At 63.2% G+C, this 20,396-nt stretch carries 17 protein-coding genes; 9 read left to right on the top strand and 8 right to left on the bottom strand.

Going from position 1 to position 20,396, the window contains the following annotated elements; genetic code table 11:
* Nucleotides 1-194 precede the first annotated feature (194 nt).
* Complete coding sequence (locus IPN92_09810) at nt 195-1,262, bottom strand: 3-deoxy-7-phosphoheptulonate synthase (protein MBK8638555.1); 1,068 nt, start codon at nt 1,260-1,262, stop codon at nt 195-197.
* Between the two features lie 202 nt (nt 1,263-1,464).
* Between IPN92_09810 and IPN92_09805 the strand changes: the two genes are divergently transcribed.
* Genes IPN92_09805 through IPN92_09795 form a run of 3 tightly spaced genes read left to right on the top strand, consistent with a single transcriptional unit; the run spans nt 1,465 to nt 5,353 of the window.
* Nucleotides 1,465-3,363: an indolepyruvate ferredoxin oxidoreductase gene (locus IPN92_09805; protein MBK8638554.1), complete on the top strand. Its 1,899-nt coding sequence runs from the start codon at nt 1,465-1,467 to the stop codon at nt 3,361-3,363.
* A complete protein-coding gene (locus tag IPN92_09800; protein MBK8638553.1) occupies nt 3,360-3,971 on the top strand; it encodes an indolepyruvate oxidoreductase subunit beta in 612 nt (203 codons plus the stop codon). The genes IPN92_09805 and IPN92_09800 overlap by 4 nt, the downstream gene beginning before the upstream one ends.
* Entirely contained in the window at nt 3,968-5,353 is a 1,386-nt protein-coding gene (locus IPN92_09795) for a 3-deoxy-7-phosphoheptulonate synthase class II (GenBank protein ID MBK8638552.1), read from the top strand. Before IPN92_09800 ends, IPN92_09795 begins: the two co-directional genes overlap by 4 nt.
* 315 nt (nt 5,354-5,668) lie before the next feature.
* On the opposite strand, the gene IPN92_09790 is transcribed toward IPN92_09795, so the two are convergent.
* From IPN92_09790 to IPN92_09780, 3 genes are all read right to left on the bottom strand, one after another.
* The gene (locus IPN92_09790; GenBank protein ID MBK8638551.1) at nt 5,669-6,871 is read right to left on the bottom strand and encodes an acetate kinase; all 1,203 of its coding nucleotides are present in this window, start codon (nt 6,869-6,871) and stop codon (nt 5,669-5,671) included.
* Nucleotides 6,872-6,928: 57 nt separating this feature from the next.
* Nucleotides 6,929-9,022, bottom strand: a complete 2,094-nt coding sequence (gene pta / locus IPN92_09785; protein ID MBK8638550.1) for a phosphate acetyltransferase — start codon at nt 9,020-9,022, stop codon at nt 6,929-6,931.
* Between the two features lie 113 nt (nt 9,023-9,135).
* The gene (locus IPN92_09780; protein ID MBK8638549.1) at nt 9,136-10,152 is read right to left on the bottom strand and encodes a thioredoxin fold domain-containing protein; all 1,017 of its coding nucleotides are present in this window, start codon (nt 10,150-10,152) and stop codon (nt 9,136-9,138) included.
* A 164-nt stretch (nt 10,153-10,316) separates the two neighbouring features.
* Here IPN92_09780 and yrfG point away from each other — a divergent pair, with 164 nt between their 5' ends.
* Nucleotides 10,317-10,979 (top strand): GMP/IMP nucleotidase, encoded by a 663-nt coding sequence (yrfG, locus tag IPN92_09775; protein MBK8638548.1) that lies wholly within the window; start codon nt 10,317-10,319, stop codon nt 10,977-10,979.
* A gap of 17 nt (nt 10,980-10,996) precedes the next feature.
* Here yrfG and IPN92_09770 read toward each other — a convergent pair whose 3' ends face one another.
* On the bottom strand, nt 10,997-12,517 hold the full coding sequence (locus IPN92_09770; protein ID MBK8638547.1) for a DEAD/DEAH box helicase: 1,521 nt from the start codon (nt 12,515-12,517) through the stop codon (nt 10,997-10,999).
* A 213-nt stretch (nt 12,518-12,730) separates the two neighbouring features.
* Here IPN92_09770 and trxA point away from each other — a divergent pair, with 213 nt between their 5' ends.
* On the top strand, nt 12,731-13,057 hold the full coding sequence (gene trxA / locus IPN92_09765) for a thioredoxin TrxA (GenBank protein MBK8638546.1): 327 nt from the start codon (nt 12,731-12,733) through the stop codon (nt 13,055-13,057).
* Between the two features lie 160 nt (nt 13,058-13,217).
* On the top strand, nt 13,218-14,474 hold the full coding sequence (gene rho / locus IPN92_09760) for a transcription termination factor Rho (GenBank protein ID MBK8638545.1): 1,257 nt from the start codon (nt 13,218-13,220) through the stop codon (nt 14,472-14,474).
* A 42-nt stretch (nt 14,475-14,516) separates the two neighbouring features.
* Here the strand turns inward: rho and IPN92_09755 are convergent, their stop codons facing one another.
* Nucleotides 14,517-16,088 carry an AAA family ATPase gene (locus IPN92_09755; GenBank protein ID MBK8638544.1) on the bottom strand — a complete coding sequence of 524 codons (1,572 nt, stop codon included), beginning with the start codon at nt 16,086-16,088 and terminating at the stop codon, nt 14,517-14,519.
* A 136-nt stretch (nt 16,089-16,224) separates the two neighbouring features.
* Here IPN92_09755 and IPN92_09750 point away from each other — a divergent pair, with 136 nt between their 5' ends.
* Both IPN92_09750 and infA read left to right on the top strand, forming a co-directional pair.
* Complete coding sequence (locus IPN92_09750) at nt 16,225-16,428, top strand: DUF2892 domain-containing protein (GenBank protein MBK8638543.1); 204 nt, start codon at nt 16,225-16,227, stop codon at nt 16,426-16,428.
* Nucleotides 16,429-16,977: 549 nt separating this feature from the next.
* Nucleotides 16,978-17,196 carry a translation initiation factor IF-1 gene (gene infA, locus IPN92_09745; GenBank protein ID MBK8638542.1) on the top strand — a complete coding sequence of 73 codons (219 nt, stop codon included), beginning with the start codon at nt 16,978-16,980 and terminating at the stop codon, nt 17,194-17,196.
* A gap of 49 nt (nt 17,197-17,245) precedes the next feature.
* Here the strand turns inward: infA and clpA are convergent, their stop codons facing one another.
* The gene (clpA, locus tag IPN92_09740) at nt 17,246-19,504 is read right to left on the bottom strand and encodes an ATP-dependent Clp protease ATP-binding subunit ClpA (GenBank protein MBK8638541.1); all 2,259 of its coding nucleotides are present in this window, start codon (nt 19,502-19,504) and stop codon (nt 17,246-17,248) included.
* A 32-nt stretch (nt 19,505-19,536) separates the two neighbouring features.
* Nucleotides 19,537-19,860: an ATP-dependent Clp protease adapter ClpS gene (gene clpS / locus IPN92_09735; protein ID MBK8638540.1), complete on the bottom strand. Its 324-nt coding sequence runs from the start codon at nt 19,858-19,860 to the stop codon at nt 19,537-19,539.
* 312 nt (nt 19,861-20,172) lie between these two features.
* Between clpS and cspD the strand changes: the two genes are divergently transcribed.
* On the top strand, nt 20,173-20,379 hold the full coding sequence (gene cspD / locus IPN92_09730; protein MBK8638539.1) for a cold shock domain-containing protein CspD: 207 nt from the start codon (nt 20,173-20,175) through the stop codon (nt 20,377-20,379).
* Nucleotides 20,380-20,396: the final 17 nt, after the last annotated feature.

Raw genomic sequence — 20,396 nt, 5'->3', positions numbered from 1 at the left:
CTGGTGCGGGCCGCGACAACGGTGGATGAGATCGACGAGGGGGGTAAAATCCGCTCCTCCGCCTCATTGCGGCGGGATTATGCCGGATTCGGGAGGGAAAAATCCATTATCCGCCCTGGCGGAGGGGAAAGCGTTGGAATCCACTCCCATCCGGGACCCATGCCTTGGGCGACGGAAGGTCCTCGAACCGGCCGTCAAACGCGCGGCTGGACCTCGCGCAACACGGCGGCGGCACCGCGGATCATGGCGGCGGTCGTGTCCCAGCCAACGCAGGCATCCGTTACCGAGCAGCCATATCGGAGTTGCGAGAGATCCGCCGGAATTGGCTGATTACCCGCCTCCAGATGGCTCTCGATCATGAGGCCCACCACAGAGCCGTTGCCCTCCCGGATCTGGTGCATCACATCACGCATCACCAGGGGCTGGTAGTCCGGCTGCTTCCAGGAATTGGCGTGGGAGCAATCCACGACAATGTTGCTGGGCAGCCCGGCCTTGGCCAGGGCCTGTTCGGCCAGGGCGATGGAGACGGTGTCGTAATTCGGTCGCCCGCCACCGCCACGCAGCACCATATGGCCATAGGGGTTGCCACGCGTGCGGGTAATCGCCGACTGGCCCTGGTTATTGATGCCCAAAAAGCTGTGCGGATGGGCAGCGGAGATGATGGCGTTGATGGCGGCATCCAGGTCCCCGTCCGTGCCGTTCTTGAACCCCACCGGGGTGGAGAGGCCCGAGGCCATCTCCCGGTGGGTCTGGGATTCGGAGGTGCGGGCGCCGATCGCCGTCCAGCTGACCAGATCGCCGTAATACTGAGGCGCGATGGGGTCCAGGGCCTCGGTGCCCGTGGGCAGGCCAATCTCGCAGACATCCAGCAGAAAACACCGCGCCTTCTCCATGCCGACGTCGATGCGAAAGGAGTCATCCATGAAGGGATCGTTGATGAAACCCTTCCAGCCCGTCGCCGTGCGGGGCTTCTCGAAATAGACCCGCATCACCAGCACCAGGACATCCGCGACCTCATCCGCCAAGGCCTTGAGACGGCTGGCGTACTCTAGCCCGGCCACCGGGTCGTGAATGGAGCAGGGACCCACGACCAGAAAGCGACGGGGGTCGCGACGATCGAGGATGTCCATCAGGGCCTGGCGTCCCGCCACCACCACCGCCGCCGCCCGATCCGTCAGGGGGACGTGAGCCTTGATCTCATCGGGCGAGGGCATGTGGTCAAAGGCGGCAACATTGAGATTCTCGGTCTGGACCAGGGACATGGGCAGCTCCGGCTACAACAGGGGTACAGGTAAAGGTCAGGGCTGAGCCGAGACCCACCAGAGGGCATCCGAGGACGGGAATGGCCTGGCGGCAAGGGCGGGCCTCGCGACTTGCGCAGGCCCCTGGGGCGTTGCCAAAACCACGCCGATCCTGCCCGTGGGACAGCGATGCCAGTATAATGCCAATTTTCCCCAACCGACCATGCGGAGAGACCCAGCCTTGAGCGCGGTGAATCCCCTACCCCAATCCGAACGTCGCTTTATGTCTGGTAACGAGGCCGTCGCGCGCGGCGCCTGGGAAGCCGGCTGCCGGGTCGCGGCGGCCTATCCCGGCACGCCCGCGACGGAAATCCTTGAATACGCGGCTACTTACGCAGACCTCTACTCGGAGTGGTCGGTCAACGAAAAGGTCGCCCTAGAAGTAACCATCGGCGCCTCCCTGGCGGGTAGCCGCGCCCTCTGCGCCATGAAGCACGTCGGCCTGAATGTAGCCTCGGACGCCCTCATGACTCAGACCCTCATAGGGGTCGGGGGCGGTCTGGTAGTGGCCGTGGCGGACGACGTGGGCCTGTCATCCTCCCAGAACGAGCAGGATTCCCGCCATTGGGGCCGCTTCGCCCACCTCCCGGTCCTGGAGCCCGCCGATGCCCAAGAGGCCTATGAGATGACCCGGGAGGCCTTCGCCCTCTCGGAGCAATTCGACACCCCGGTGATTCTGCGCCTCACCACCCGCATCTGCCACGTCAAGGGGGTCGTGGTGGCGGGCGAGCGGGAGGAGCGCCCGGTCAAGGGCTTCCAGAAAAATCCGGCGCGCATGGTGATGACACCCATGAACGCCGGTCGCCGCATCCCCCTCATGCTGGCGCGCGAGGCGCAACTCCGCGCCTTCGCCGAGGTCACCGACCTAAACCGCATCGAGGATGGTCAGGACAAGCGCGTCGGCTTCGTCACCTCGGGACCCACCTATCTGCACGTCCTGGAAGCCTTTCCGGAGGCGCCCCTGGTCAAGCTGGGCTTCAGCTATCCGCCCCCCCTGGGTCTGATCCGCGCCCTGGCGGAACAGGTCGAGCAGTTGGTGGTGGTCGAGGAGGTTGAACCCCTGCTGGAGCAGGAGATCCGTGCCGCGGGCATCCCCGTCCTCGGCAAGGATCTGCTGCCGCGCATGGGCGAACTGGCGCCCCATATCCTGCGCCCCGTTATCCGCGCCTTCCTGGGTGAACCGGCGGCGTTGGAGCCAACCCCCAAACGCCCCCTCGCCTTCACCACCCCGGTGCAGGTCTTCCCCCGCCCGCCGACCATGTGCGTCGCCTGCCCTCACCTGGGCATTTATTACTGCCTGTCCAAGATCAAGAATACCCAGATCGCCGGCGACATCGGCTGCTACACCCTCGGCGCCGGTCATCCCTGGAACGCCCTGGATACCTGCATCTCCATGGGTGCCTCCATGGGTGTGGCCCTAGGCCTGGACAAGGGCCGTAGCGAGGCGGACAAGGACAAGCGCGTGCTCGCCGTCATCGGGGATTCCACCTTTCTGCACATGGGCATGCAGGGCCTGCTTGACATCGTTTACAACCGGGGCAATGTCACCATCCTGCTGTTGGACAATAGCGCGGTGGGCATGACCGGCGGCCAGGAGCACCCCGGCACGGGGCGCGACATCCACGGCCTCGAGGCCCCCAAGATCAACTTCCGCAAGCTGGTGGAGGCCCTGGGCGTCAAGCCGGAGCGCGTCCACGAGGTCAATCCCTACGAATTGCCGGTCCTCTTCAAGGCCCTGCGCGAGGAGGTGAAGGTCGAGGATACTTCGGTCATCATCACCAACCAGCCCTGCGTCCTCACCGAACGCTACCGCAACAAGCCGCCCTATGCCGTGGACGAGGAGAAGTGCACCGGCTGCTCCAACTGCCTGGCGGTGGGTTGCCCCGCCATCGCCGTTACCCGGCGCGAGACGGTGGTCAAGCCCAATGGCACCGTGAAGGAGCTGACCTTCGTCGCCATCGACAGCGCCGCCTGCACCGGCTGTGATCTCTGCCCCGGCACCTGCGGACCCGAGGCCATCCTACCCCTCGCGGTATTCGATCGGGCGGGGGCACGGCCATGAGCACCAGCGCCGCGGGCAGGATCACCAACATTCTGGTGGCCGGCATCGGGGGCCAGGGCGTTATGACGGCGGCGGAGGTGCTGTCCCAGACCGCCCTCTCCCAGGGCTATGACGTCAAGAAGACCGAGGTGGCGGGCATGGCCCAGCGCGGTGGCGTGGTCACCTCCCATGTGCGCTTTGGCCGCCGGGTGCTGTCCCCGGCCATCCCCCATGGCGAGGCCGACATCCTGGTCGGCTTCGAGCCGGCGGAGGCCCTGCGCTGGTGCGGCCAGTTGCGCCACGGGGGCGTGGCCATGGTCAACCGCCTGCGCCAGGAGCCGCCGGTGGTGACCCTGGGTCTCTTCCCCTACCCGGACGACCCGGTGGCGGAGATGCGCGCCCGGGGCATCGAGGTCCATGCCTTCGACGCCGGTGCCATCGCCCGCGGGTTGGGCAACTCCAAACTGGTCAACACCGTCATGCTCGGGGCCATCGCCGACTACCTGCCCTTCCCCGCCGAGATCCTCAAGGAGGCCATCCTGGCCCGCTTCCGCGAGCGCAAGCCCGCCCTGGTGGCGGTCAACGAGCAGGCCTTCGAGGCCGGCCGCGCCGCCCAGGCGGCCACTTGACGGCCTCGGCCTCCACGCCTCCGCCGGGCTGGTCACCCGCCTCCTGGCAGGCACGCCCCGCCCTGCAACAGGCCCGCTATCCGGATCGCCCCGCCCTGGACGCCGCCCTGGCGGAACTGGCCTCCCTGCCGCCCCTGGTCACCTCCTGGGAGATCCATGCGCTGCGGAAACAGTTGGCGGCGGCGGCGCGGGGCGATGGCTTCCTGCTCCAGGGCGGTGACTGCGCCGAAGGTTTCGCCGACTGCCAATCGGACATTATCGCCAACAAGCTCAAGATCCTGCTCCAGATGAGCCTAATTCTGGTGCAGGGCCTGAAGCAGCGAGTGATCCGGGTCGGGCGCATCGCCGGCCAGTACACCAAGCCGCGCTCCGCAGACCTGGAGACCCGCGATGGCCTCACCCTGCCCAGCTATCGCGGCGACCTCATCAATGGCCCCGAGTTCACCGCCGCGGCACGCACCCCCGACCCGGCGCGCCTGCTGCTCGGTCATGGCCGGGCCGCCCTGACGCTCAACTTTATTCGAGCCCTGTCCGAGGGCGGCTTCGCCGATCTCCACCACCCGGAGAACTGGGACCTGGACTTCATGGCCCATTCGCCCAGCGCCCAGGACTACCGCAAGATGGTCGAGGCCCTGGGCGAGTCCCTGCGCTTCCTGCGGGCGGTGGGCTGTTCCGCCTCGGGGGAACTGGCCCGGGTGCAGTTCTTCACCAGCCACGAGGCCCTGCACCTGCACTACGAGCAGGCCCTGACCCGCCAGGTACGCCGCTTCCCGGGCTGGTTCGATCTCAGTGCCCACCTACCCTGGATCGGGCTGCGCACCGCCGATCCGGACGGGGCTCACGTAGAATTCATGAGCGGTATCGCCAATCCGGTCGGGGTCAAGCTGGGGGGCGGCCTGTCACCGGACTGGCTGGAGGCCCTGGTGGCCAGGCTCAATCCGCAACGGGAGCCCGGCCGCCTGGTCTTGATTCACCGCTTCGGCGCGGACCAGATCGCGCGCGAACTGCCGAAAATGATCGCGGCGGTCAACCGCACTGGCAACCCCGTCCTCTGGGTCTGCGACCCCATGCACGGCAATACCGAGACCACCGCCAGCGGCTACAAGACCCGGCGCTTCGACCGCATCCTGGCGGAACTGAGCCTGGCCTTCGACATCCACCGCGAACTGGGGGGCCATCTGGGCGGCGTCCACTTCGAGTTGACGGGTGACGATGTCACCGAGTGCTTGGGCGGCGCCCGAGGTCTGGACGAGGTGGGCCTCGAGCGCGCCTATCGCACCCAGGTCGACCCCCGCCTTAACTATGAGCAGGCCCTGGAGATGGCCATGGCCATTGTGCGCAAATTGCGTGCGCCGGCGGGTGCGGCCACGGGCACGTTATAGCCAACCAAGGGAAAATTGCCTCCCGAATCATCGATCTTTTTTGTTACTACTTGGTAGCGCCCCAATCGATCGGATAGTGGCGAGATTATGCCTTTATTAACAATTTGTTAGGTAAACCGCGTCCTATGCATTGGGGCACCACCTCCCCGGCAGTGCCGTTATTAGGCTTCTGCGTAACGTGGGAGGGAGTGTCGGGTGGCCTCTGGCGGGGGTGTCGCCAGCAAGGATGCTGGCGGCAAGCCTACAAGGACGTATTCACGGCGTCCCCCGCCAGAGGCTACCCGACACTCCCGGGCAGAGGCTCAGGCTTGAAGCCTATCCCCTAACGGCTTCCAGTGTCTGACGTGCGATCTCCAGTTCCTCATTGGTCGGAATGACCAGCACGGCTACCGGACTCTCCGACCGGCTGACCCGGCGCTCACCCTGACCGCGGGCCTGATTGGCCTCCCCGTCCAAAAGAATGCCCATTCCCTCCAAACCGGCGCAGGTACGCGCCCGCACCTCCGCGTCGTTCTCGCCGATGCCGCCGGTGAAGACTAGGGCGTCCAAGCGGCCCAGTTCCACCCAGTAGGCGCCCAGGTACTTGCGCAGGCGATGACAGAAAACGTCCAGCGCCAGGGCGGCGGCGGGGTCACCCTGGCCGATGCGGCGGTGGATCTCGCGCATGTCGTTGACGCCGCACAGGCCGAGCAGGCCGCTGCGGCGGTTGAAAAGGTCATCCAGGGCCTGGATGTCCATGCCCAGGTTGTTGGCCAGATAGAAATGAATGGCGGGGTCCAGGTCCCCGCAGCGCGTGCCCATCACCAGACCCTCCAAAGGGGTCAGACCCATGGAGGTGTCGAAGCTCTCGCCCCCGCGCACCGCCGTCGCGCTCGCCCCGTTGCCCAGGTGCAGGGTAATCAGGTTGCAATCCTGAGTTGGCTTGCCCAGCAGGGCGGCAGCGCGGCGGCTGACATAGGCATGGGAGGTGCCATGAAAACCATAGCGCCGCACCCGATGCCCCTTGTAAAGGTCCTCCGGCAGGGCATAGCGATAGGCCGCCGGGGGCATGGTCTGGGGGAAGGCGGTATCGAAGACCACGACCTGCGGCACCCCGGGGAAGAGGCGCATCGCCACCTCGATGCCCTCCAGGTTGGCCGGGTTATGCAGGGGGGCCAGGGGAATCATGTCGCGAATGACGGCGATAACCCCGTCATCCACCCGAGTCGGGCGCTGGAAGGCCTCGCCACCATGGACCACCCGGTGGCCGATGGCCACCAGTTCACCCAGATCCGCCAGCACCCCGGACGCGCGCAACCGGGCGACGATCAGCTCTAGTCCCGCCCTATGATGGGCGATCGGCAGGGCCAGATCGAAGCGGTGCTCCCGCCCATCCCCGTCAAGCCAGCGACCCTGAAAGTCACCGCGCGGCTCGCCGATGCGGTTGATGGCGCCTGCCGCCAGGACCTGCCAGTTATCGGACTGGAAAAGCTGATATTTAATCGACGAACTACCAGAATTGAGAACCAGAACCTTCATGGGGCACCCAGGATTGCAAGGGGATGGGGGGAGTAGCGCCCTCCCCGCGCGGCACCATCAAGCCGCTGGCGGCACCGTCTGGGCCTGAATGGCGGTAATGACGACGGTATTGACGATATCCGCCACCAGACAGCCGCGACTCAGATCATTAACGGGCTTATTGAGCCCCTGCAAGACCGGGCCGATGGCGATGGCATCGGCGCTGCGCTGCACGGCCTTGTAGGTGTTATTGCCGGTATTGAGATCCGGAAAGATGAAGACGGTGGCCTGCCCCGCCACCTCGTTGTCCGGCATCTTAGTCCGCGCCACGTCCGGATCGACCGCGGCGTCGTACTGGATGGGTCCCTCCAGCTTGAGATCGGGCCGGCGGGCGTGGGCGATGCGCGTGGCCTCCCGTACCTTGTCCACGTCCGCGCCCTTGCCGGACTCGCCGGTGGCATAGGAGAGCATGGCCACCCGCGGCTCAATGCCGAAGGCGGCGGCGGTCTCGGCGGAAGAGATGGCGATGTCCGCCAGTTGCTCGGCGTTGGGGTTAGGGTTCACGGCGCAGTCGCCATAGACCAGTACCCGATCCGCCAGGCACATGAAGAAGACGCTGGAGACGATCTTGACCCCCGGCCGGGTCTTGATAATCTCGAAGGCGGGCCGGATGGTGTGCTGGGTCGTATGGACGGCCCCGGAGACCATGCCATGGGCATCGCCGTGATAGACCATGGCGGTGCCGTAGTAACTCACATCCTGCATCAGATCAAAGGCCATTTGCTCCGACATACCCTTGTGCCGCCGCAATTCGAAATAGGTGCGGCCATAGCGCTCGCGGTCTGGCGCGGTGACGGGGTCGATGATTCTGATGCCGTTAAGCTTGAGGCCCAGATCACGGACACTGCCGCCGATCTTGTCCGGGTCGCCGAGCAGGGTCAGATCGACGACGTCGCGCAGCATGAGAATCTCGGCGGCGCGCAGGATGCGCTCGTCCTCGCCCTCGGGCAGCACGATGTGGCGGCGCTGGGCTTTGGCGCGGCGGAACAGCTCGTACTCGAACATGAGCGGCGTGCGGCGCTCCATTTGCCGCTCCGGCGGGCGTTGCGGCATGGCGTTCATGACATTGGCCTCGAAGAGGCCGATAGCGGCGGCGATCTTGCGGTCATCCGTGGGCAGAATGCTGGCATGGACCCGGTTAAGATCCATGGCCGTCATGTAGGTATCGGTATCTACGCTGAGGATCGGCACCTTGACGCGCCTCAGGCCGCCCATGAGCCGGCGCAGGTTATCTCCCAGGTCGATACCGCCGGTCAGAAGCAGCCCCGCGACACGGGGGAAATTCGTGGAGGCATCCGCCACCAGGCTGGCAAGAATGATGTCCACGCGATCACCCGGCGTAATGATGAGAGAGCCATCCTCCAGGTGATTGAGGAAGTCCGGAACCTCCATGGCGGCGATCTTGAAGTGGGTCACCACCTGGTTCAGGGTGTCGTCGTCACCGTAAAGGCGTCGCGCCTTGAGCGCGCGCGCGATCTCCCCGATGGTCGGCTGACCCAGCAAGGGGTGTTCGGGAAGCACATAGACCGATGCATCCGGCAAGGCCGTACCTACCTGCTCGCGCATGGCGGCAAGCTGCTCCGCCGCCACGCCATTGATAATGGTCGCCCAGACATCACTGCCACGGTCCAGCAGGGATTCCTGAGCCAGGCGCACGGCATCCAGAATCTCCTCGGGATCGCGCTTGAAGCCCTTCACCACCACGATCAGGAGACAGCCGAGGTTGTTGGCCAGGTCGGCGTTGAAATCGAACTCCAGAGAGGGTACCAGGCCGTCATAGTCGGTGCCGGCGCATACCACCAGGTCGCACCTTTCCTCCAGGGCCTTGAACTTGGTCAGGATCCGCTTGAGCAGTTCATCATAATGCCCACTACCCAGCAGATGCTTGGCGTCTTCGGCGGTGCAACCGTAGAGCATCTCCGGCTCGAATGGCAGGTTGTAACGGGCGCGCATCAGTTCGATGAGGGCATCCTCCCGGGCGGACCGCTGGACGATGGGGCGAAAGAAACCGATCGTGCGATTGAACGCCGATAACATCTCCATCAAGCCCAGGGCAACGACGGACTTGCCGGTGCCCCTGCCCGCCCCGGCTACATACAGACTGATTTGCATCGGAAATTCCTTAGAGTACAACCTAGGGGTGGATCGCGCGAGCATGGGGGATGCCACCGAGCGCCATGGCGGACAAAGGGCCCAGGTTCCTGGTCTGGACCCCCGGGGTCAGGCTAATCGGAACGCTGGGCGCGCCAGAGGGGATAGCTCTGATCCCGGTAGGCGCGGCTGGAGACATAGCCAAGCACCTGGCCCAGACGATAAAAACGGGCCAGGGAGTCCAGGCGGAGAATCTCCCGGCCCTGCTCATCGAAAAAGATCAGGGTGGGGGTATGGAAGAGCCCCAAGGCGGCGGCCCAGTCCCGGGCCCGGGTGCGCTCCCCACTGGGGGTCACCACCGGGGTTGCGGCGCGCAGGTCGAGCTGCACGCTATCCAGGCCTTGAGTCAAACCGCGAATGGCGGGGTCCCGCAACAACTGGCCATGCAACACATCGCAGGCATGACAGTCCCCCTGCTCGAAAAAGACCACCAGGGGCCGCTCCCCGGGAAGCCGACTCCGATCCAGATTGAAGGGCGGGGGGGCGAAGAAATCCTCCTCGTTGAGATCCTCCGCATCGAAGACGCGCCGGTCGTCACCCCGCGCCAGAAAATCACGGAAAGTCTCCCTGGCGTAATGGCCATCCGCGACATATTCGAGGGCGGCACGGAATTGGTAGGGGGGATAATAGCCGCGCAACCGCAAGGCTTCCCGGCCCTCGCGATCGTAAAAGAGGATGGAAGGGGTGAAGTTGGTCTCCTCCGCCAAGGCAAAATCCTGTTCGGTCATGACGGTACCGTCCAGGAGGGTCACCTCCCGGGGCCCCCGAGCATCCAGGGCTACCAGGTCGAAGTGTTGGCGCGTGTAATTGGCGATGTCATCAAGACCAAAATTGACCTGCAACAGGCGATGACAATAGGCGCACCGCGCCTGCCCAAAGTAGACCATCAGCCCTTGCTTACCTGCTTTGACCGCCTCGGTCAGATCCTCCCGCAGGTCGAGCAGGCTTCTCTTGAACCAATCGGGGTACTCCACCGCCTCCGCCCGGGGGGAGTCATCAAAGCTGAAATCATCTTCCGCGCCAACCACCCTGCTCATAGCCAGGACCAGAGTCATGAAGAGCAGCGCTTGCCACCTGCCGTGGCCTGCCATTGTCAGGATACGCAACGGGCTTCCTCCACCTGGAGTCCAGGGTTAAGGGTCTTCGGAAGGGAACCGCGGGCCGGAGACCCGACGTAACGGATTACGGAGAAAATGCCGGGCCAAGGGGGTATCCTTTGACGCCACCACCGCAACCTGGAGACGAGAGGCCGCCGATGATCGACTGGGACGCCATCGACAAGGTTTTCCTGGACATGGACGGGACCTTGCTGGATCTGCATTTCGACAACCGCTTCTGGCGGGAACATGTCCCCGCCCGTTACGCGGCGGCGCGGGATCTGCCCCTGGACCAGGCCAAGGAGCAACTCCTCGCCCTCTACAAGGACCACGAAGGTACGCTCGCCTGGTACTGCATCGACCACTGGAGCCGCGAACTGGGACTGGACATCGCCCTCCTCAAGGAAGAAATCGACCATCTGATCGCCGTCCATCCCCAAGTCTTGGAATTCCTCGAGGCCCTGGCCGGACGGGGTAAGCGGCGCGTGCTCGTGACCAATGCCCATCAGAAGGCCATCGCCCTCAAGATGCGCAAAACCCGCCTGGTAGGCCATCTGGAACGGATCATCAGTGCCCACGACCTGGGTCTGGCCAAGGAGAACCCTGGCTTCTGGCCCCTCGTCCAGGCCATCGAACCCTTCGACCCGGAGCGCACCCTCTTCGTCGATGACAGCCCCAAGGTGCTGCAGGCGGCCCGTAATTACGGTTTCCGCCACCTGCTGGCCGTGCTGGCGCCGGATTCCATGGCCCCGCCTAACGCGGCGGGGGCTTATCCGGCTATCCATGGCTTTGGAGACTTGCTGCCCGGCCTACGGGGCTAATCCAAGCTGCGGGGAAGTCAGGACTCCATTGGCGCGGGGGCCATGACCTCCGGGCCGCTGCCCACCGTTCCGTCCGTCACCGCGCGGCTTGGCCCACGCCGTCTCCGGCGCTTCTTGGGCGCCCCCACTTCCCCCGCGGGTGTCTCGGGCGGGGCGACGGGTTTGGCTTCGGTCATGAGTGGCGCCGCGCGGGGAGGCAATTCGCTCGCGGGTGCCTCGGGCCTCGGGCGGCGCTCATCGGGCCCACGCCGCCCGCCGCCGGGACGGGGGCCCTCACCCCGGCCACCAAGGCCCCGGCGCAGCGGCCCCTCATCCTCATGCCCGTCACCATGGCGAGGTACCCGTACCCGACTGCGGGGATCGACCCGTGCCAGCATCGCGGCGGTCACGGGCTCCACCGGGATCTTGGCACCAATGAAACGTTCGATGTCTGGCAGGCAAAAGGCGTAAGTCTCGCAGACGAAACTGATGGCGTCGCCCTTGGCGCCGGCGCGGGCGGTACGGCCAATGCGGTGCACATAGTCCTCCGCGTCATCGGGCAGGTCGTAATTGATGACATGCGTCACGCCGGGGATATGCAGACCCCGCGCTGCCACGTCCGTGGCCACCAGGACGGGGAGTTCCCCATGCTGGAAGGCCTTGAGCAGACTCAGGCGCTTCTTCTGAGGCACGTCGCCGGAGAGGATGGCGGCGCGAATGCCATTGCCCTCCAGAAAACCCCAGATACCCTCGGTGGCGCGTTTGGTGTTGGCAAAGATAATGACCCGGGCATCGACTATGGCCCGCAGCAGACCGATAATGAGGGGCACCTTCTCGTCGTTGCCTACCATGTAACACCGCTGCACGACCCGATCCGCCGTCACCCGGTCGGGCTCGATCGCCACCGGCCGGGGGTCGTTCATGTGCTCGTAGGCCAGTTCGGTAACCCGATAGGACAGGGTGGCGGAGAACAGCATCCCGAGGCGCTCGCTGGGGGGTGGCAGGCGCCGCAGCAGGTAGCGGATATCTTGAATGAAGCCCAGGTCGAACATACGATCCGCCTCGTCGATCACCACCACCTCGGCCACCCGCAGGTCAAAGACCCGTTGTTTGAAGTAGTCGATGAGCCGGCCCGGGGTGCCAATGAGGATATCGACCCCGGCGGCCACCTCGTCACGCTGCTGAAGATAACCGGTGCCGCCATAGACCAGACCCAGGCGGACGCCACAATGGGCGGCCAATTGTTGGGTATCCCGGTGGATCTGTACCGCCAGTTCGCGGGTCGGCGCCACGAACAGGGCCCGCGGCTCGTTAGGCTTGCGCTGGGGCGAGGGGGCCTTGGTCAGCAGGCGATGCAGGGTGGCCACGACGAAGGCAGCGGTTTTACCCGTTCCCGTCTGGGCCTGGCCCGCCACGTCCTGGCCGGCCAGGGCGATGGGCAGGGCCTCGGCCTGGATGGGCGTACAGTAGTCAAAACCCGCGTCCGCCAGGCCCTGGAGGATGCGGAGATCGAGATCAAAGCTCGCAAATCGGATGGCTGAGAGGTGTGTTTGGGTCATGAAAACCGGGGGCTCAGGGGCCCGAATGATTGGCTGCCTTTCGAAAGGCTTGCAAATTTCTGGAATCTTGGCTGAAATAGCATCTTACTCAAGGCCAGTTCCCAGCGCCACTCGGCTCGCCCGCCACGCGTGACTCGTACCACGCTTGCCGGCGGCAACCTCCTCCAAGGCCGCGTCCCGCAAGAACCCAACTCTAAAGGGAGATCAACCCAAGTGAGCGATCGCATCATGCATGTGACGGATGCATCCTTCGAGCAAGACGTCATCAAAGCCGCCGATCCCGTTCTCGTCGATTACTGGGCCGATTGGTGTGGCCCCTGCAAAATGATCGCGCCCGTCCTGGACGAAATCGCCGACGAGTACCAGGGCCGGCTGCGCGTCGCCAAGCTCAACATCGATCAGAATCCGGACACTCCGCCCCGCTACGGCATCAGGGGCATCCCGACCCTGATGCTCTTCAAGCAGGGCGGGGTGGAGGCCACCAAGGTCGGTGCCGTCTCCAAGTCTCAGCTCACGGCCTTTATCGACAGTAACTTGTGATCCCCAGGCATCATCAGGCAATGGAATGATCCGCGCGGGGCGCCCGACCGGGTGCCCCCGCCCCCAACTCACCCTTTTCCTCCACTCCGCCGTTCGGGCACCTCGGACGCCCGCGGCCGGTTTTGAGCCATCCGACCACACCCCCGTTTCAAGTAACAACATGAATCTGACCGAACTGAAAAAGATGCCGGTTAACGAACTGGTGGACATGGCCCAAACCATGCTCATCGAGGGCGTTGGCCGGTCGCGCAAACAGGACCTGATCTTTGCCATCCTCAAGGCCCATGCCAAAAAGGGCGAGGAAATTTCCGGCGACGGGGTGCTGGAGATTCTCCAGGACGGCTTCGGCTTTCTGCGCGCGGGTGACTCCTCCTACCTCGCCGGGCCGGACGACATCTATGTCTCCCCCAGCCAGATTCGCCGCTTTAACCTGCGCACGGGCGATACCATCACCGGCAAGATCCGCCCCCCCAAGGAAGGCGAGCGCTACTTTGCGCTGCTCAAGGTCAACGACATCAACTTCGACCGGCCGGAAGCGACCAAGACCAAGATTCTCTTCGAAAACTTTACACCGCTCTTTGCCAACAAGCGCCTTAAGCTCGAACTGGGCAATGGTAGCACCGAGGATATTACCGCCCGCACCATCGACCTGGTGTCCCCCATCGGCAGGGGCCAGCGCGGTCTCATCGTCTCTCCCCCGAAGGCCGGCAAAACGATGATGTTGCAGAATATCGCCCAATCGATCGGTCATAATCATCCGGATTGCTACCTCATCGTCCTGCTCATCGACGAGCGCCCGGAAGAGGTCACCGAGATGTCGCGCTCCGTGCGCGGCGAGGTCATCTCCTCCACCTTCGACGAGCCCGCCACCCGCCACGTCCAGGTGGCCGAAATGGTGATCGAGAAGGCCAAGCGCCTCGTGGAACATAAACACGACGTGGTCATCCTACTAGACTCCATCACCCGCCTGGCCCGTGCCTACAATACGGTGGTGCCCTCCTCCGGCAAAGTACTGACCGGTGGGGTAGATGCCAACGCCCTCCAGCGACCCAAGCGCTTCTTCGGTGCCGCCCGTAACGTCGAGGAAGGGGGCTCCCTGACCATCCTGGCCACGGCCTTGGTGGACACCGGGTCGCGGATGGACGACGTCATCTACGAGGAGTTCAAGGGCACCGGCAACATGGAGATCCACATGGACCGGCGCATCGCCGAAAAGCGCATCTTCCCCGCCATCAACATCAACCGCTCCGGCACCCGCCGCGAGGAACTGCTGATGGACCCGGCGGAACTGCAAAAGATGTGGATCCTGCGCAAAATCCTGCACCCCATGGACGAACTGGCCGCCATGGAATTCCTGCACGACAAGCTCAAGGCCACCAAGACCAATAACGAGTTTTTCGACTCCATGCGGGGGTGAGTCAGGCTTCCCCTACCCGGGAAGCCCAAAGCTATGAGGGACCTAGGACGGCCGCCAGTGGCAGGCCGCAGCCAGGCGCTGAATCACGCTCTCCAGGCATGATGTCTGGGTCGTGTCCACCGGGATGGTCAGAGCCAGCTCATCGGCGGTCAGGGCCTCACGGCTAACGAGCTGAGCCTCCAGGACTTCGACCCCCGCCTCGGACGGATCCGCGCCCTCCCCCGCCCGGCGGCGAACCCGTTCACGCAGCACATCCGTGGGCGCCTCGCAAGCCAACATCTGGCAGGGCAGGTCCTCGGCCTTCGCCAGATCCAGAAAGGACGCGCGTTGGATACCCTTGAGGAAGGTGGCGTCCACCAGCGGGCTATAGCCGGCATCGAGCAGGGTCACCGCCAATTCCAGCAGACGTCCATAAGTCCGCTCCCCGGCATCGGGGGCATAGATGCCACCGCTGACCGTCCCGGGATGAGTACGCGCCTCCGCCGTCAACCCAAAGAGGCGTTTGCGCTCGATGTCGGAACGGAGATGAATTAAGGGGAGACAGGCCCGCAATCCCAGCGCCAGCCGGCTCTTGCCCGATCCCGAGACCCCATGAATGAGGCAGAGGCAGGGATGGGGAGACTGGGTGTAGCCCTCGGCCAGGGTCAGGTAGTCCCCCAGTGCGCACCCATCCCGCTCCACCTCCTCGGACGGGAGATCCGGCTGGCTGAGGCGAATGGCCCGTACCTTGGCACGCACCAGGGCACGATAGACCTGGTAAAAACTCAGCACCCTTAGCCCGGCATAATCGCCGGTCAGTTCCAGGTAGCGGTTCAACAGCCGCCGCGCGGGACCGAGTTCACCCGCCTCTTCCAGGTCCATAAGGAGAAAAGCCAATTCACTCTGGACATCAATCCAGCGCAGGGCGGGGTTGAACTCGATACCATCGAAAATGAGGATCTCGCCCTCATCCAAGGCGATGTTGCCCCGGTGCATGTCCCCATGACATTCACGCACGAAGCCCTCGGTACAGCGCTGGCGGATAATGGGCACCAACTCCGCATGGCGGTTACGGGTCCAAGCCTCCAGCAATACCAGGCGATTGAGAATGGCGGTATCTTGGGAACGGCTCCGGATGGCCTCGAAATTGGCAAGCATGGGCACCAGCACCGCCTCGGGAGTGCCGAAGGCTTGATCCTCGCCCACCGCCGGGATTGCGGCATGGAAGGCCGCGACCCGTTCCGCGACCCGTTCCGGCAGATCACCCTCAAGAGGCCGGGTACTGAGCAAACCCGTCTGATCGAATCGGCGCATCTTGACCGCGTATTCCAGCGCCTGGCCCGCACCTCCCAGATGCGGAGCCTCCGGGGTCCCCGTTACTGGCACCACCTCCAGGTACAGATGCGGCGCCAGGCGGCCATTGAGGCGGAGTTCCTCCTGGCAAAAGAAATGCCTGCGCTCCAAGGTGGAGAAATCCAGAAAACCCAGATTGACCGGTTTCTTGATTTTGTAAGCAAAATCCCCCGCGAGAAAGACGTGGGAGATATGGGTCTCGACATGCTCTACCCCCGACACCGGGTGCGGATAGGCGCTGGGGAGCCCTAAACCTGTGATCATGTCATCAAACCCGGTCATGGAGGGACTCTCCGGGGATAGGAGCCGCCAGGACAGAACCCTGAACGCGCATCGAGCTTGAAGACCATATTAGCGTCCGATAATATGTCACTGACCTAACCCCTTTTTTAACATTTCGACCAAGAGGACTTTCCCCATGAGCATCGACCGCATTATCCTGGCCTTCGCCGGCGTCGTCATCCTGCTCTCCGTTATTCTGGCCTACCTGACCGGCAATCAGCTCTGGCTGCTGCTGACCGGTTTCGTTGGCCTGAACCTGCTCCAGTCCGCCTTCACCGGCTTCTGCCCCCTGGCCCTTATCCTCAAAAAGCTGGGCAAGCAGTCGGGTGCCGCCTTCTGATCCCTACCGGCTACCTGGCATCGGCATCGACCTGCTAGCGGGTGCTGCGCGCTGACCCCCCGTGGCAAACCCCATGCCCCGGCCCGGGCGCGCCCCACGCCCCTGGTGGCCACCGGCCCCCATCAGGTCTGGAGTTGGGACATCACCTGCCTGACCACCACCCTTCGCGGGGTCTTCTTTTATCTGAACCTGATCAATAGGCTTCTATAGCCGCAAGATCGTCAACTGGGAGGTTTACGACTCCGCGTCCGCCGACCTGACCGCCAGCGTCTTGGACGAGGCCTACCGGCGCGAGGATCCTCCTCAACCCCGAAAAACCCCTCAAAATGGAACGGCAGACCGAAGCAACGCCCGCATAACCAATGCGACCACTGCCTTGACACCTACCTAGGGGATACCCTGAGTAAATATATAGGGCAGGGATTCACCTCACAGGTATCATGATGAGTCTTGTACAATTTGGAAAGCTAGAAGCTTTTCTGAAGCTCCGTGCTATAATTCCGCAGCTTTACAGTTGAGGAACGCTCGGAAGGCGAACAACCTATATCCATGGCAAAAGAAGACGTTATTTCGATGGAAGGCACGGTGGTCGACACCCTTCCTAACACTATGTTCCGCGTGGAGTTGGAAAACGGGCACGTCGTTACCGCTCATATTTCGGGCAAGATGCGTAAGCACTACATTCGCATTCTTACCGGGGATAAGGTTACCGTGGAGCTCACCCCCTACGACCTGACCAAGGGCCGCATCACCTACCGCGCCCGCTAGGCGACAGGGTCGCCAGCGGACCGCCCTATCCTTTGCCGTCAGGCACTCGCTAGGGGGTTTTGGGCGTAATCTCGAAGCCCAACTCCTCTCCCTCCACCTTGACCCGCACCGAACCCCCGTTGACGAGCTGTCCAAATAGCAGTTCGTTGGCCAGGGGCTTCTTGATGTGCTCACGAATGATGCGGCTCATGGGTCGAGCACCCATTCGGGCGTCATAGCCCCGAGTAGCCAGCCAGGCACGCGCCTCGCTATCCACGGTCAGGGTGACCTTCTTCTCCAGCAACTGTTGCTCCAGTTCAAACAGGAACTTGTCCACCACGTTGACAATCGTGGCGGGCGACAGGGCACCAAACTGGATCACGGCATCGAGCCGATTGCGGAATTCGGGGGTGAAGAGGCGTTTTAGGGCCTCCATGCCATCCGTGGCATGGTCCTGCTCGGTGAAGCCGATGGAGGGACGACTGGCCTCCGCCGCGCCGGCGTTAGTGGTCATCACCAGGACGACATGACGAAAATCCGCCTTACGGCCGTTGTTGTCGGTGAGGGTGCCGTGGTCCATGACCTGCAGCAGCAAATTGAAAACATCCGGGTGGGCCTTCTCGACCTCGTCCAGAAGCAGCACGGCGTGCGGATGCTTGTTGATTTCCTCCGTCAAGAGGCCGCCCTGGTCAAACCCAACATAGCCGGGCGGGGCGCCGATGAGGCGGGAGACCGTGTGGCGTTCCATGTACTCGGACATATCGAAGCGGATCAACTGTAAGCCCAGGATACGGGCAAGCTGACGCGTCACCTCCGTCTTGCCGACGCCGGTCGGGCCCGCGAAGAGGAAGGAGCCGATGGGCTTTTCCTCCTGGCCCAAGCCCGAGCGGCTCATACGGATGGCCGAGGTCAGGGTATCGATGGCCGCCTCCTGGCCAAATACCACCAGCTTCAGGTCCCGATCCAGGTTACGCAGGGATTCGGTATCCGAGGACGAGACCTGCTTGGGCGGAATGCGGGCGATCTTGGCAACGATGCGCTCGATATCCAGGACATCGATACGCTTCTTGCGCTTGGCCGCGGGCATCAGCTGGACGTGGGCCCCCGCCTCGTCGATGACATCGATGGCCTTGTCCGGCAAGTGGCGATCATTGATGTGCTTGGCCGAGAGTTCCGCGGCCGCGCGCAAGGCCGGCTGGGTGTAGCTGACCTGGTGATGCTCTTCGAAGCGACTCTTGAGGCCCTTGAGGATTTCCACCGTATCCTCGACGCTAGGTTCCTCGATATCGATCTTCTGAAAGCGCCGGGCCAGGGCCCGGTCCTTCTCGAAAATGCCACGAAACTCCTGATAAGTCGTGGAGCCAATACAACGCAGGTCGCCAGAGGCCAAAACCGGCTTGATGAGGTTAGAGGCATCCATGGCCCCGCCCGAGGCGGAGCCCGCGCCAATAATAGTGTGGATTTCGTCGATAAAAAGAATGGCCTTGGGCTGACGCTTGAGTTGCGCGATCACCGCCTTAAGACGTTTCTCGAAATCGCCCCGATACTTGGTGCCGGCCACCAAGGCGCCCAGATCCAAGGCATAAATGACCGCGTCAGCCAGAACCTCGGGCACCTCTTCCTCGACGATACGCCGCGCCAGCCCCTCGGCAATGGCGGTCTTGCCGACACCGGCCTCGCCTACCAGCAAGGGGTTGTTCTTGCGGCGCCGACAGAGGATCTGCAAGGTGCGCTCAATCTCGGTCTGGCGACCGATGAGGGGATCGATCAGGCCTTGACGCGCCAGGTCATTGAGATTGGATGTAAAGCTCTCCAGGGGGCTGGTGTTTTCCTTAACCTCTTGTCGCCGCTCTCCGCCCGGTTCACCCTGGGCCTCCTCGTCCCCACCCTCACCTGGGACCTTGGAGATGCCATGGGAAATATAATTGACCACATCCAGGCGACTGATGTCCTGCCGATTGAGCAGGAACACCGCCTGGGAGTCCTGCTCGCCGAAGAGCGCGACCAGGACATTCGCCCCCGTAACCTCTTTCTTGCCAGCGGACTGGACATGGAAGACAGCCCGTTGCAAGACACGCTGAAAACCTATGGTCGGCTGGGTCTCGCGCGTTTCCCCGGTTGGAACCAGGGGCGTGGTCTCCTCGATGAAGAGGTTAATGTCCGATCTCAGCCGCCCTTCGTCCGCCCCACAAGCCCGTAACACCCTAGATGCGCTCGGATTATCGAGCAGGGATAGGAGCAGGTGCTCCACCGTCATGTATTCGTGCCTGCGTTCCCGTGCCTGATGGAAGGCCTGGGTCAGCGTGAATTCAAGGTCTTTGCTCAACATAAAGGGTCACCGATACGGTATTCAGGGGTCTATCAAGCCTCTTCCATAGTACACATCAAGGGGTGTTGATGCCGGCGCGCAAAGTCCATGACCTGGGCCACCTTGGTCTCGGCGACATCGCGCGCAAAAACCCCGCAGACGCCAACGCCGCGGGTATGGACATGCAACATAATCTGGGTAGCTTTTTCCCGATTCAAATGGAAGAAGGTCTCCAGGACCTGGACGACGAATTCCATGGGGGTGAAGTCATCATTGATCAGCAGCACCTTATAGAGGGGGGGTGGCTTGAGTTCCGGTCTGGATTCCTGGACCGCCGCCCCCTCCTCGCGCTCTCTATTCACATTCGATCCACTCATGTCAATGCGAAACCCCACGGAACCGTCACTTTGGATTTGACCCTTGCCATGGGGTCATTATACTTCGCACTCAAGGTATCGGCTCGCCTAGCGGGACAGGATGCCGGATATTGATAAGAGGGCTGCCCGTAAGTTTGGAGCGCCCCAGCGGGCCCCAGCCCCAGCAGCACCCTGAACCGAGCGGTAAATCACTATTTCCCTCCGGCCAAGGGAGCTATCTTGTGCCCTGGACGAGGCGCCAGAGGAGCCGGTTCCAGGCCTGAAATACTAACAGGGGGAAAACCCCACCCATCTCCTGGAGGAGTAGCAGCGATGATGACCGGTACCGTAAAATGGTTTAATAATGCCAAAGGGTATGGGTTTGTAAAGGCCGATGAAAAAGAAGACGATATTTTCGTTCATTTTTCGGCCATCGACATGGATGGCTATCGGACCCTCAAGGAGGGGCAGAAGGTTCAGTTCGAGATTACCCAAGGTCCCAAGGGTCTCCACGCCGCCCGCTTAAACCGCCTTAACTAGATTTCAAACCCCCCCGC

The sequence above is a fragment of the Chromatiaceae bacterium genome (assembly GCA_016714645.1).
Taxonomy (GTDB): domain Bacteria; phylum Pseudomonadota; class Gammaproteobacteria; order Chromatiales; family Chromatiaceae; genus M0108.
Note: the sequence above shows the minus strand (reverse complement) of the source record. Positions and strands in the feature narration are given on the sequence as shown.

Bases quoted from the DNA above. Each gene is read 5' to 3' on its own strand.
- IPN92_09810 (MBK8638555.1), bottom strand. From the start codon at position 1,262: ATGTCCCTGGTCCAGACCGAGAATCTCAATGTTGCCGCCTTTGACCAC.
- IPN92_09805 (MBK8638554.1), top strand. From the start codon at position 1,465: ATGCGGAGAGACCCAGCCTTGAGCGCGGTGAATCCCCTACCCCAATCC.
- IPN92_09800 (MBK8638553.1), top strand. From the start codon at position 3,360: ATGAGCACCAGCGCCGCGGGCAGGATCACCAACATTCTGGTGGCCGGC.
- IPN92_09790 (MBK8638551.1), bottom strand. From the start codon at position 6,871: ATGAAGGTTCTGGTTCTCAATTCTGGTAGTTCGTCGATTAAATATCAG.
- pta (MBK8638550.1), bottom strand. From the start codon at position 9,022: ATGCAAATCAGTCTGTATGTAGCCGGGGCGGGCAGGGGCACCGGCAAG.
- IPN92_09780 (MBK8638549.1), bottom strand. From the start codon at position 10,152: ATGGCAGGCCACGGCAGGTGGCAAGCGCTGCTCTTCATGACTCTGGTC.
- yrfG (MBK8638548.1), top strand. From the start codon at position 10,317: ATGATCGACTGGGACGCCATCGACAAGGTTTTCCTGGACATGGACGGG.
- IPN92_09770 (MBK8638547.1), bottom strand. From the start codon at position 12,517: ATGACCCAAACACACCTCTCAGCCATCCGATTTGCGAGCTTTGATCTC.
- rho (MBK8638545.1), top strand. From the start codon at position 13,218: ATGAATCTGACCGAACTGAAAAAGATGCCGGTTAACGAACTGGTGGAC.
- IPN92_09755 (MBK8638544.1), bottom strand. From the start codon at position 16,088: ATGACCGGGTTTGATGACATGATCACAGGTTTAGGGCTCCCCAGCGCC.
- IPN92_09750 (MBK8638543.1), top strand. From the start codon at position 16,225: ATGAGCATCGACCGCATTATCCTGGCCTTCGCCGGCGTCGTCATCCTG.
- infA (MBK8638542.1), top strand. From the start codon at position 16,978: ATGGCAAAAGAAGACGTTATTTCGATGGAAGGCACGGTGGTCGACACC.
- clpA (MBK8638541.1), bottom strand. From the start codon at position 19,504: ATGTTGAGCAAAGACCTTGAATTCACGCTGACCCAGGCCTTCCATCAG.
- clpS (MBK8638540.1), bottom strand. From the start codon at position 19,860: ATGAGTGGATCGAATGTGAATAGAGAGCGCGAGGAGGGGGCGGCGGTC.
- cspD (MBK8638539.1), top strand. From the start codon at position 20,173: ATGATGACCGGTACCGTAAAATGGTTTAATAATGCCAAAGGGTATGGG.